We start from the raw sequence: 12,515 nt of genomic DNA, 5'->3' as shown, positions 1-12,515 counted from the left end.
ATAGTGAATGGTATCAAAAAAATTGAACTTACAGGAGCCAATTTTAACCAGATATTCATAAGAGAAAGCAAGTACCTAAACTAGAGCTAATTTAAAACACGATTAATAAAATCTGATTTTATTGTTCTATATTGATCGGGGTCTAAATGGCTACACTGTAATTTTAATTGATTATATTCATTAACCAGCGTGGGTGAGTTTATAAGCTTATTTTTAAAGGCTAAGAAAAAAGTGAATATTGAACCAGATACTACAATTTGAAATGCAATATCATCATTGTTGAGTGATTCGAGCATGCAAAGCTCATGTGTCCTTAGCGTATTTTGTTTTTCGATAAATTTAAGTGTTTTTAATTGTTCTATTGCGAATTCGAATTGCTCAGGTATAACTTCAATATAAATATCTAAATCACCTTTTGAAATTGCATTCGGTATTGCAGATGAACCAATATGCTTAATTTTTTTGGCAAATGGTAGAAGTGTGGAAATGTCTTTTTGATATGAATTAAAAAGCTGAGCGCATCTTTATTGATATTGTTCTGGTTCTAAAAAGACCATTATTAGAATCTCAATTTGATAAAATTTATATAGTTAAGAATAGGTTACTTTATTAAATAAAAAAGCCCAAATACTGAGATTCGGGCTTTTTTTTGAAAATTATCGATTAATCAGTCATTGTCATTAAGCTTGCGTTACCACCAGCTGCAGCTGTATTCACACTAATTGCACGTTCAATCACTAAACGTTCAAGTGGAATATTCTCATTTGGCTCCATGTGTGTGATACCAACAATTGCACCAGAGCGAGTAGCAACTTCTTGCTGCAATGAGAAGATTTCTTCACGGTTACCATGATGTAAAACTGCATCAAAATCATCTGATGCGATATTTTTAACCGTAGTAATTGCTGCAAGTACATCTTTTGGCAAAGTTTGTTTGTATTTTGCCAATAATGGGCTATTTGGCATTACTGCTGCTTGGCTACCTACTGCAAAAATTGCGAGCAATTGATGCAACTGATTCTGTTCTGTGTCAGCGATAGAAAGAACACGATGACGTGGCAAAATAATATATTGGTTACTTTCCCCAGTAGGGCCTTGTAACTCATAGAATTTACCAACACCAAATGGTTCGATATCACGATTTGCTTGCGGTAAATGCTGTTTCGCCCAATTTTGTAAGCTCTGATAAACCTCTCGGTTAAAGCCTTCAAAAGCAGTTTGCTCATTCTTCATAGCAAATGGTGTTGCCAATACTTTGTTTGAACAATGTTGCATTAAGCGATACATGTAAAGCGGACCGCCAGCTTTTGGACCTGTGCCCGATAAACCTTCACCACCGAATGGTTGTACACCAACGACAGCACCAACAATATTGCGGTTGATATAAAGGTTACCCACTTCAGCATGTTGAATGACTGTTTGGATGGTTTCATCAATACGGGTATGTAGACCCATTGTTAAACCATAACCTTTGGCATTAATGCGTGAGATCAACTGCTCAAGCTCACCATACTTATAGGTAATGATGTGTAAAACTGGACCAAAAACTTCGCGCTGCAAGTCATCAAGGTTAGGGAGTTCAATTGCTGTTGGTACAACAAAGGTTCCTTTATCCAGTTCATTTTGGCTTGTTGAACCAAACATCAACTGATGTACTGGATAGCCTTTCGACTTCATTTTTTGGATGTGTTGATCAATCGTCTGTTTTGCTTCGTCATCAATAACAGGACCAATGTCAGTTTTTAAAATCGTAGGGTTACCTACGATCAACTGTTGCATTGCGCCTTTAAGCATTTTAATAACGGTTGCAGCACTGTCTTCTTGCACACATAAAATACGTAAAGCAGAGCAACGTTGACCCGCGCTATCAAAAGCAGAACTTACAACATCGAGTACGACTTGTTCAGTTAATGCTGATGAGTCCACAATCATTGCATTTTGACCGCCAGTCTCTGCAATGAGAGGAATAGATTGACCATTCTCAGATAAACGTTTCGCAACGGTTTTCTGTAAAATTTTTGCAACTTCAGTAGAACCAGTAAACATGATGCCATCAATACGGCTATCTTGGCTAAGCTGAGCACCGACTGTCTCACCACGGCCAGGAAGTAACTGTACAGCACCATGTGGAATACCAGCTTCCCATAAAATCTGAACTGCTTGAGCTGCGATTAAGGGGGTTTGTTCAGCAGGTTTAGCAATAACACAGTTACCACTGACTAATGCTGCAGCAATTTGACCAGAGAAAATTGCAAGAGGGAAGTTCCACGGGCTAATACAAAGTACAGTACCTAAAGGCTGAATAGCTGTATTTGCAGGAAGATTCTCAACTTGAGTTGCGTAGTAACGTAAGAAATCTACAGCTTCACGAACTTCTGCAATCGCATTGGCATAGGTTTTCCCGCTTTCACGGCAAAGCAAAACTATCAACTCTTGAATACGACTTTCCATTAGGTCAGCTGCACGTTTTAAGTGTTGAGCACGCTGTTCTTTAGGCGTATTTGACCATTCTAATTGAGCTTGTTCAGCTGCATTAAGCGCAATTTCAACATGCTTAAGATCAGCTTCTTGCACATAACCAACAATTTCATCATTTTGTGCTGGGTTTGTAATTGCAACAGAATGACCTTGCTCTAACGACTCGTTATTTGCCAATAATGGATGACTTTGCCAAATACGATTACGTAATTCTTGAGCTGTGCTGTCTAAAGCTGCAAGTGGAGTATCGTTTGCTAAATCATAACCTTTAGAGTTTTTACGAAGTGTTCCGTACATATCTAAAGGTAGTGGAATTGATGGATGTTTTAAACCAACTGAACCTTCAAGCTTAGCTGCATGATGAATATCATAAATTGGAGACTGGATAAGATCTTCAACTTTAAGTGTTTTATCGGCAATACGGTTAACGAATGAAGTATTCGCGCCATTTTCGAGTAAACGACGAACTAAATAAGCTAACAAAGTTTCGTGGTTACCAACAGGAGCATAAATACGGCATGGTACACCTAATTTATTTTGCTCGCGTGGACCAACAACTTGTTCATAAAGCGGTTCGCCCATGCCATGTAAGCATTGGAATTCATATTGACCGGCATAATATTTGCTTGGATCCGCTAAATGATAGATCGTTGCCAATGTTTGAGCATTATGAGTGGCAAATTGCGGATAGATGAACTCAGGTGCTGCAAGTAGTTTTTTAGCACACGCGATATAAGATAAATCCGTATGTACTTTACGGGTAAAGACAGGGTAGTCATCCATACCTTCGATTTGCGCTTTCTTAATTTCGCTATCCCAATATGCACCTTTCACAAGGCGAATCATGAGACGCTTTTGGCTGCGTTTAGCAAGGTCAATAATATAATCAACTACGAAGAAACAGCGTTTTTGGTAAGCTTGAATAACGAAGCCAATACCTTTCCAGTTTGCAAGTTCTGGCTCGAAGCAAAGACGTTCTAGTAACTCAAGAGAAATTTCTAAACGTTCTGATTCTTCAGCATCGATATTTAAGCCAATATTGTACTTTTTAGCCAAACGAGCGAGTTCAAATACTTTGCCGTAAAGTTCTTGATGAACACGTTCAATTTGCGAGCGTTGATAACGAGGGTGTAAAGCAGAAAGCTTAATTGAAATACCCGGACCATCATAAACGCCTTTACCATTAGATGCTTTACCAATTGCATGAATGGCTTGCGTATAATCGTTAAAGTAACGTTCAGCATCATGTTCGGTTAAGGCTGCTTCACCTAACATATCGTAAGAATAGCGGAAACCTTTGTCTTCGAGCACTTTCGCATGGTCTACAGCTTCTTCAATGGTTTCACCAGTCACAAACTGCTCACCCATCATACGCATTGCGACGTCAACGGCTTTACGAATAATACCACGACCACTGCGTGCTAAAAGGCCAGTAAGTACACTTGAAAGACTGGTTTGCTTAGGAGTTTCCATGAGCTTACCAGTTAACATGAGGCCCCATGCTGCAGCATTTACAAACATTAAGCTGCTTTGGCCAACATGTTCTTTCCAGTTACCTTGATTGATTTTATCTCGAATAAGCAAATCACGTGTTGCTGAGTCTGGAATACGAAGCAAAGCTTCGGCTAGACACATGAGCGCCACGCCTTCTTGTGAAGAAAGAGAGAATTCTTGTAATAACCCTTGAACAATACCTGCTTTGCCGGAAGAGGTCTTACGTTCACGTAAATTATTGGCAAGATTAAAAGCAAGGTCATAAATTTTATGATCTAAATCATCAGATACCGCGGCAGCTTGTAATAGCTCTTCTACAGCTTCTGGTTCAGCACGTCGCCAAGCTGTATTAATGCGTTGTTCAAACTCACTTTTATCGTTAAATTCGGTGATATAGCCTTGGTGAGATTTATCCATTTGATGAAAAGTATCCATTGTGTTCATATCAGTTTCCGCCAAGCAACTCTCATACTCCCTTCTTGAGTAGAGAGGTTTAGATAATTTATCATTACAGAAGAAACACCGAATAACTCACTATATTTAGCCCATTTTTTAGAGGAAAATTCAGATGAATGGCCCAATATTAAGCCTTGACCGTACTGATTTAAAAATTTTGGATATTCTTCAAACAGATGGGCGAATTTCTAATAGTAAATTAGCCGAACTTGTTAACTTGTCGCCAACTGCTGTTATGGCTCGAGTGCAGAAGTTGACAAAGGATGATTTTATTTTGGGATATGAAGCGAAATTGAATCCAGTCAAGTTAAATGCAAATTTTTTGGTGTTCGTAGAGGTACTATTAGACAAGACTACACCCAATGTTTTAGATGAGTTTATTGATGCTGTGGTTCACTATCCTGAAATTGTTGAATGCCATATGGTGAGTGGAGGATTTGATTTTTTAATTAAATTACGAAGTGGCAGTATGGAAGAATTTAGACGTATTGCGGGGCAGGTGCTATGGCAGTTACCGGGCGTGAAAGAAACTCGGAGTTATCCAGTAATGCAGGTAGTCAAAGATACTTCAAAAATTAAAATTAAAACCAAAAATAAATAAAGGGGCCGAAGCCCCTTTGATTTATTTCAATAACTTATACGCTTTCTTTGTAGAGTTCATCTGCTTTTTCAAAGCGGCCAGTTACTGTTGTATTTGGCGCTTTAGTTAAAAGACTCACTACAATGATGCTGATAAATGCAAGGATAAAGCCTGGAATGATTTCGTAAACACCAGTGTCTGCGAAAAGATTTTTCCAGCCAATCACTACAACTGCACCAACGATCATACCCGCTAGAGCACCTTGTAAATTCATACGTTTCCAGAACAATGACAAGATGATAAGCGGACCAAATGCAGCACCGAAACCAGCCCATGCATAAGCAACAAGGCCAAGAACTTTACTGTCTGGGTTACCAGCAAGAGCAATCGCAAGAACAGCAATTGCAAGAACCATAACACGGCCAACCCATACAAGCTCTTTCTGAGATGCATTCTTACGAATGAAACCTTTGTACAAATCTTCGGTTAACGCACTTGAACATACCAAAAGCTGGCAGCTCAATGTACTCATTACAGCAGCTAAAATCGCAGCTAAGATGATACCTACAATCCATGGATTGAATAAGATTTTAGTCAATTCCATAAATACTGTTTCAGGGTTTTTGCTTACAACTGCTGCTAGTTCAGGGTGTTGCTCAAAGTAAGCAATACCGAAGAAACCAGCACCGACTGCACCAGCTAAACACAAGATCATCCAAGTCATACCAATACGGCGCGCAGCAGGAATTGATTTTACAGAGTCAGCAGCCATGAAACGTACAAGGATATGTGGTTGACCAAAGTAACCCAAACCCCATGCCATGGAGGAGAGAACCGCCACAACACTCAAATCTGAGATGATGTTAAACGCATGTGGACGAGCAGTTTCAATGAGTGTCACAAATTGTGTTGTATCGCCAATTGCAAGATAAGTTACGATTGGTGTTAATAACAGAGCAAAAATCATTAGGCCAGCTTGGAACGTATCGGTCCAGCTAATCGCTAAGAATCCACCGATACAAACATAACTGATGGTTGCAATTGCGCTGAGCCAAATAGCAGTGGTGTATGACATTCCGAATAAATTTTCAAATAAACGGGCGCCTGCTACCATGCCTGAAGCACAATAAATTGCGAAGAAAACCAAGATGATAACGGCAGAGAAAATACGAAGTACTTTTTTCTGATCGTCAAAACGACTTGTAAAATAATCTGGCAACGTGAGTGCATTATTTTGGATTTCAGTATGAACGCGTAATCGACCAGCAACCAGTAGCCAGTTAAGCCAAGCACCGATAATAAGACCAATTGCAATCCACGCTTCAGATAAACCAGAAAGATAAATCGCGCCTGGTAAACCCATGAGCAGCCAACCACTCATGTCTGATGCGCCTGCGGATAATGCAGTTACGAAACTGCCTAAACTACGACCACCGAGAATATAATCTGAGAAGTCGCTTGTAGCACGGTAGGCAAATAAGCCGATAAGAACCATTGCTACGATGTACACCATAAACATGATGAGGGTGGGATCAAAATAACTCATAATGGATGTGTGTCCTTATATCCATAATCCGTGATTGTAACCTAATCCAGGTCGCTGTTTTCTTGTACGGCATCCAAGAGGTTGAGATTCAACCACAAAAGATTTTTTTTGCACTGTTATTTTTATATTGTACTTTTGTATCATTGTGTAACTTAAAATAAATTGATTTTAAAGATGTAAAATTACAATATTAATCATCAACTTATAATTTTTTATTATTTATTTTTTTTAAATTTTTTCAGCAAAAAAATGTCATTTTCTAAAAAAATAAATCGATATTGAGTTATAAATAGGCTATTGGTCAAAAAAATTTATAGAAATTTAGAATAAAGTTAAAAAAAATCGACATTTTTTTGTTCAATTAATAATTTTTTTATTCAAATTAAGCTTATTTAGTGTCTAAAAATAGCAATTAGCCGATTAAATTTTCAAAAAGTCTATGCATTCCTTGAGACGCTGACATTTTTAATAATTCATATTGATGAGGAACACGCAGATGATCTGCATTTGGATCTATATAGTAGGCTTTACATTGATTTGAAGTTTCATGAACTAAAGCCGCAACAGGATATACGCTTAATGTCGAGCCGATCACAATAAAAATATCTGCACTTTGTACTAATTGAATTGCTTCTTCATAAGCGGGTACAGCTTCACCGAACCAGACTACATGTGGACGCAGGGGATAGCCATCTGGGCAAAAGTCTTGTTCTAAATCTAGCTTCCAGCCATTAATATCGTAAAACTGTGTTGTAAATTGTGCATTCGGGCCAGAGCTTTTCGCTAAACGAATGTTTCCATGCAAATGTAAAACGTTAGAACTCCCAGCCCGTTCATGTAAATCATCAATATTTTGAGTAATCACTTGTACGTCAAAGTAGTCTTTTAGTTTGGCAATATATTGATGAGCTTCGTTAGGTTCAGCCTCTAAAATATTTTTACGTCGCTCATTATAAAAGCGTTGAACTAAAGCAGGGTTCTTTTGCCATGCCTCAGGTGTGGCAACTTGTTGGATGTCGTAATTTTCCCATAAGCCATTGCTGTCACGAAAAGTGCTAATTCCACTTTCGGCACTCATGCCAGCGCCAGAGAATACAACAAGCTTTGTCATAGAAGTCACCGATTCGTAAAACTGAATTTGAATAGATTTTGAATAGATAATAGATAAAGAAAAAACCAGTTTAAGACTAAACTGGTTTTTATTAAATATGAAAAGCTATAGCTATCTTTTATAAGCCAGCTTCATATTCTGCATTTGTTAAAAGTTTTTCAACATCTGCCATGTTGTCTGGTTTGATTTTATAAATCCAGCCTTTTCCATATGGATCGTCATTTACAAAATCAGGATCATCTTCAAGGTCACTATTTACTTCTACTACAGTGCCTGAAACAGGAGCATGGATGTCAGAAGCAGTTTTTACTGATTCAACCACACCAGCTTGTTCGCCAGCAGTAACTCTACTCCCAACTTCCGGAGTTTCAACGTAAACCAAATCGCCAAGTTCATCTTGTGCATGATCGGTAATCCCTGTAATAACAAGATCACCCTCAATCTTTACCCACTCATGTGTACGTGCATACTTCAGTTCCGAAGGATGATTCATGGTAACTCCTTAAGCTTGTGTCCAATAGTTTTAAACATTATAAGTATGGGTCTTTACGCCAGTTGCTTGGGCTACGGCCACTCCAGCGTTTAAAAGCACGGCTAAAATTTGCAACGTCTGAATAGCCAAGTTCATCTGCAATTTGTTCAAGACTATAATCTGTACGTGAAAGTAAAGATGTTGCATGTCGATAGCGTACTTCATCAACTAAAGTTGAAAATGATGTTCCTTCCGCTGCTAATTGGCGCTTTAGTGTACGGTCTGACATGTGTAGACATTCAGCTACATTTTCAATGCTTAAATAATGTTGTTCAGAGTTACTTAAAATATCACGAACTCGCATTGCTAAGCGACGGCGCTCACCTAAAGCGGAAAGTTCGGCTTCGCACTGATTAATAGCAACCTGACTTGCGATAGGATCAGCATTAACTAATTTAATTCCTAAGTATTTTTTGTCAAAACTTGAAATCAAATGTGGCTGGTTAAAGCGAATTGTGCTGCTTAGTTTATTTCTATACTTTTCAAAGCCTTCTGGTTCAGGAAAGTCCAAATCTACATCACCAGCTAAATCTTCGATACCCGTAATCGCTTTGGCCATACTCATAATACCAATGGTCAAACCTAAAACGATTTCTGTCCTTAGAGGTTCAAGTTCGATGTCACACTGTAATTGTAGGGTAGCTTTTGGCCCAAACGTTGAAAAATAGAGTTGTAAAAAAGGTAGACGTAGTTGAATAAAGCGTGCTGCAAGTGCAATTGCTTCTGTAATATCTTTGGCTGTCATAATCGCATAGCCAATGAAGCCATGAATCGAAATACGCATTTGAGTACCAAGATGGTACCCCAAAGTAGTTTCACCAGTTAAATTAAGCGCGTGTTTAACTAGTTCATTTGCTACAGGTGTAGAAATACGATAATCAGGATCGGCTAGTTGCTCACTAGTAAGATGAAATGGAGCAAATAATGTTTCATCGTTATATCCCCAACGCGAAACAACATCTAATAGCAATAAGCCATAGACACCCGGAATACCTTGATCTTGACGAGCTGAGGTAATTTTCATATGCGTTCCATTGCTCTCATCAATTTGTCACATGCATTTCTTACACATCTTGTCATGAAATATAATCTGAGTTTATAAAAACTGTTAGACAATCATATCAACCATGTTTTAAACATTCTTTTTAAAGACAACAATTTTTGTTGTTGAAATGAGTAATACGTCACCATTTTGATTTAAGGCTTGCGTAACGTAACTTACAATACCACGATCTAATTTTGTTTTGGATGGTGTGATCGCTGAAATTTCTGCTTCAACATGAATTTTATCACCTGGTCGAGTGGGGCGTGGCCACCGTAAGCTAGATTCTGAACCAATCAGGCCGCCATGAATCGGCATACATTCCGTCCATAACCGCATAGTAATTGCAGAAGTATGCCAACCGCTAGCAGCAATTCCTTGAAAAATTGGATCGTGCTTAGCTTGTTCTTCATCTATATGGAAGGGTTGAGGGTCATAGGAGTTTGCGAATTTTTTGATTTCATCTAAGGTAATTTCATATTCACGGCTAATGAAACGATCACCAATTTTCAAATCTTCTAAATAAAGCATTAATCTTGACCCTGTAATACTTTTTGTTCAATTAGGAAACCACCTGTTTGACGTTTCCATAACTGTGCGTATATACCATTTTGCGCAATTAACTCTTCATGAGTTCCTTGCTCAGCAATTCGACCTTCATCAAGAACGATTAAACGGTCCATTTGTGCAATAGTAGATAAACGGTGTGCAATTGCAATAACGGTTTTATCAACCATCAGGTCATTTAAACTTGACTGGATTGCTGCTTCAACTTCCGAGTCTAATGCACTAGTTGCTTCATCTAAAATAAGAATAGGAGCATCTTTTAAGAAAACACGTGCAATAGCAATACGCTGTCTTTGACCACCAGAAAGTTTAACACCACGTTCACCTACTTGAGCGTTATAACCACTACGTCCTTTTAAATCAACTAATTGCGGAATAAATTCAGCAGCTTTGGCTTTATTTACAGCATTCTCCATGTCTGCATCAGAGGCATCTGGGCGACCATATTTAATATTTTCTGCAACTGAGCGATGCAATAAAGACGTATCTTGAGTAACTAAAGCAATATTAGCTCTTAGACTATCTTGAGTTACATCTTCGATGTTTTGGCCATCAATTAAAATAGCACCTTGCTTAAGATGGTAAAAATGTAAGAGCAACTGGATCAGCGTCGACTTTCCTGCGCCAGAACGGCCCACGATTCCTATTTTTTCGCCTGCTCTAATATGCAAGTTGAAGTGATCAATCACATTTTTATTGTTATAAGCAAAGCTTACATCTTTAAATACAATCTCACCTTTGGTCACTGCAAGTGGTTTCGCATCTGGTTTGTCTTGAATATTGATTTTTTTACCTAATGTTTGCATACCATCTTGAATGGTTCCAACATTTTCAAATAAGGCTGACATATGCCACATCATAAATTCAGCCATACTATTAAGTTTTAAAATCATTGCAGTAGTTGCTGCGATTACACCTAATGCTGCTAAACCTTGGGTCCATAGCCAAACAGAGGTACCAATAACACCTACAAACAAAACAGCAGACAACATATTGATGCTGACTTCAAATAGGGTACCTAAACGCATTTGAGCATAGACTGTAGTCATAAACTCTTTCATAGATGCTTTTGCGTATTGGCTTTCACGACCAGCATGGGCAAATAGTTTCACCGTTTGGATGTTGGTGTATGCATCTGTTACACGGCCCGTCATGATCGCTCTAGCATCGGCTTGTTGCTGAGAAACTTTACTTAAGCGGGGGATGAAGAACCATGCGCTTAATAAAAAAAGACTTAACCAAACTAAAAGTGGAATAAGTAAAATTGGTGAAATTGCGCCAAGTACAATGCTGACTGTAATGAAGTAAATACTGACGTATGCCAACATGTCACCCAAAATAATCCAGAACTCACGGATTGCTAATGCTGTTTGCATAACCTTGGCAGAAAGTCGTCCTGCAAAGTCATTATGGAAAAAGTCCAAGCTTTGTTTCAATAAAAGATTATGGAAACGCCAGCGCAAACGCATTGGGAAGGTACTATATAAAATTTGATGTTTGATAATAGATTGAATATTTACAAAAAAGATGTTGGTAAATAAGACCGCAATCAAAATGAGTAAATCAGTAGCATGCTGACTTAAAAAGCTTTCCGGATGACTTTTACTTAACCAGTCTACGAGTTGTCCAATCTTTGAAAAAAGTAAGGCTTCAAAGCTTGCAGCGCCTGCTGTAAAAAGAATAAGTAAGAATAAGTAAGGGCGTAGGCCTTCCGTAGCTTGCCAAACAAATGGAAAAAAACGAGTCGGTAAAGGTTCATCTAAACCTTTAGTTGGGTAGGGATCTACAAGTTTTTCAAACCACTTCAGCATGAATTACTACCTTTGACACAAAAGCCACTTAATTAAATCTTTGCAATTTAATTTGCAAAAAGTCAGTTAGATCAATATCACTTAGGGTTTTGATCTTGTGAATATATGCAAATACACATGAACTGATAATGTTGTACGTCTTAAATTAATATATGACGCAAAAAAGGAGACTTGAAGAAACCTTCAAGAACGTCGCGAGGACTAAAAATATTATTCATTATATCGAGATTAATAGATAAAGGGTGAAGGAATTTATTCTTTAAGTATTTTTTATTAGTATTTTGAACATCTGTTAAATTATTACAGCTACACATATTAGAAAAGGCCTTTAGATTTGGGTCATAAAGGCCTAAGTATCGTATTACCACATTAGGTCATCTGGAATAACATATGCTGCATATGGATCTTCCTCATCAGTGGCTTGTTCGTTTTTCTCAGCATTATTAATCAAAATGAAGCCTTGCATTTTTTGATCAATTTTTTCACCTAAAGCTTTCGGAAGATAGGCGTATTGATCTTGATCCTTAGCAATAACTAGGCTACCTGCAACAAGTGCATTATAAACTTGCTGAGATAGATAAACTTTTTTGATTTTATTCTCATCAATAAATTGATAAGCCACATCCCCAGCAAAATCAGTAATCTTGTGTTGCTTAATCATCTGAATGATTGATGCTTTAAGTGCTTTTTCTTCAAGCTGTTTCTGTTTTTCTAAATTTAAAGCCTGATCTTTAGCTAACTTTTCTTGTTGAGCTTTTTCAATATTTGCTTTGATTTCAGCCTCATTACTTAGTCCAAGACGTTGTTCGTGATGAGCTTGCTTTGTTAATTTTTTTGCTTTTTTATTATCAACTAAACCAGCTTTTAATAGCTGTGCTTGTAAGGCATTTTTAACCAT

At 37.9% G+C, this 12,515-nt stretch carries 9 protein-coding genes and 1 pseudogene; 1 reads left to right on the top strand and 9 read right to left on the bottom strand.

The window, feature by feature from the left end:
- Positions 1–86: 86 nt before the first annotated feature.
- Positions 87–557: pseudogene (locus tag MKL51_RS08980) on the bottom strand (GrpB family protein).
- A 106-nt stretch (positions 558–663) separates the two neighbouring features.
- Positions 664–4,416 carry a trifunctional transcriptional regulator/proline dehydrogenase/L-glutamate gamma-semialdehyde dehydrogenase gene (putA, locus tag MKL51_RS08975; RefSeq protein WP_017482289.1) on the bottom strand — a complete coding sequence of 1,251 codons (3,753 nt, stop codon included), beginning with the start codon at positions 4,414–4,416 and terminating at the stop codon, positions 664–666.
- A 124-nt stretch (positions 4,417–4,540) separates the two neighbouring features.
- Here putA and MKL51_RS08970 point away from each other — a divergent pair, with 124 nt between their 5' ends.
- Complete coding sequence (locus MKL51_RS08970) at positions 4,541–5,029, top strand: Lrp/AsnC ligand binding domain-containing protein (protein ID WP_005304655.1); 489 nt, start codon at positions 4,541–4,543, stop codon at positions 5,027–5,029.
- Positions 5,030–5,063: 34 nt separating this feature from the next.
- Here the strand turns inward: MKL51_RS08970 and putP are convergent, their stop codons facing one another.
- The 7 genes from putP to MKL51_RS08935 form a co-directional block, all read right to left on the bottom strand.
- Positions 5,064–6,554, bottom strand: coding sequence for a sodium/proline symporter PutP (gene putP / locus MKL51_RS08965; protein ID WP_017482288.1), 1,491 nt, complete (start codon positions 6,552–6,554; stop codon positions 5,064–5,066).
- Between the two features lie 412 nt (positions 6,555–6,966).
- Complete coding sequence (locus MKL51_RS08960) at positions 6,967–7,674, bottom strand: SIR2 family NAD-dependent protein deacylase (RefSeq protein ID WP_080612998.1); 708 nt, start codon at positions 7,672–7,674, stop codon at positions 6,967–6,969.
- Between the two features lie 109 nt (positions 7,675–7,783).
- A complete protein-coding gene (gene gcvH, locus MKL51_RS08955; RefSeq protein WP_017482286.1) occupies positions 7,784–8,158 on the bottom strand; it encodes a glycine cleavage system protein GcvH in 375 nt (124 codons plus the stop codon).
- A 37-nt stretch (positions 8,159–8,195) separates the two neighbouring features.
- The gene (locus MKL51_RS08950) at positions 8,196–9,221 is read right to left on the bottom strand and encodes an AraC family transcriptional regulator (RefSeq protein ID WP_002121430.1); all 1,026 of its coding nucleotides are present in this window, start codon (positions 9,219–9,221) and stop codon (positions 8,196–8,198) included.
- A gap of 108 nt (positions 9,222–9,329) precedes the next feature.
- Positions 9,330–9,770 carry a MaoC family dehydratase gene (locus MKL51_RS08945; protein WP_017482285.1) on the bottom strand — a complete coding sequence of 147 codons (441 nt, stop codon included), beginning with the start codon at positions 9,768–9,770 and terminating at the stop codon, positions 9,330–9,332.
- Positions 9,770–11,617 (bottom strand): ABC transporter ATP-binding protein, encoded by a 1,848-nt coding sequence (locus MKL51_RS08940; RefSeq protein WP_014206581.1) that lies wholly within the window; start codon positions 11,615–11,617, stop codon positions 9,770–9,772. The genes MKL51_RS08945 and MKL51_RS08940 overlap by 1 nt, the downstream gene beginning before the upstream one ends.
- A gap of 361 nt (positions 11,618–11,978) precedes the next feature.
- Positions 11,979–12,515, bottom strand: a complete 537-nt coding sequence (locus MKL51_RS08935; protein WP_002121466.1) for a DUF2058 domain-containing protein — start codon at positions 12,513–12,515, stop codon at positions 11,979–11,981.

Origin of the sequence: Acinetobacter sp. AOR18_HL, from assembly GCF_027855145.1 — a bacterium.
Lineage (GTDB): Bacteria > Pseudomonadota > Gammaproteobacteria > Pseudomonadales > Moraxellaceae > Acinetobacter > Acinetobacter pittii.
Note: the sequence above shows the minus strand (reverse complement) of the source record. Positions and strands in the feature narration are given on the sequence as shown.

Excerpts from the sequence above, each read along its gene's own strand:
- putA (WP_017482289.1), bottom strand. The coding sequence starts at position 4,416 with ATGAACACAATGGATACTTTTCATCAAATGGATAAATCTCACCAAGGC.
- MKL51_RS08970 (WP_005304655.1), top strand. The coding sequence starts at position 4,541 with ATGAATGGCCCAATATTAAGCCTTGACCGTACTGATTTAAAAATTTTG.
- putP (WP_017482288.1), bottom strand. The coding sequence starts at position 6,554 with ATGAGTTATTTTGATCCCACCCTCATCATGTTTATGGTGTACATCGTA.
- gcvH (WP_017482286.1), bottom strand. The coding sequence starts at position 8,158 with ATGAATCATCCTTCGGAACTGAAGTATGCACGTACACATGAGTGGGTA.
- MKL51_RS08950 (WP_002121430.1), bottom strand. The coding sequence starts at position 9,221 with ATGAAAATTACCTCAGCTCGTCAAGATCAAGGTATTCCGGGTGTCTAT.
- MKL51_RS08945 (WP_017482285.1), bottom strand. The coding sequence starts at position 9,770 with ATGCTTTATTTAGAAGATTTGAAAATTGGTGATCGTTTCATTAGCCGT.
- MKL51_RS08940 (WP_014206581.1), bottom strand. The coding sequence starts at position 11,617 with ATGCTGAAGTGGTTTGAAAAACTTGTAGATCCCTACCCAACTAAAGGT.
- MKL51_RS08935 (WP_002121466.1), bottom strand. The coding sequence starts at position 12,515 with ATGGTTAAAAATGCCTTACAAGCACAGCTATTAAAAGCTGGTTTAGTT.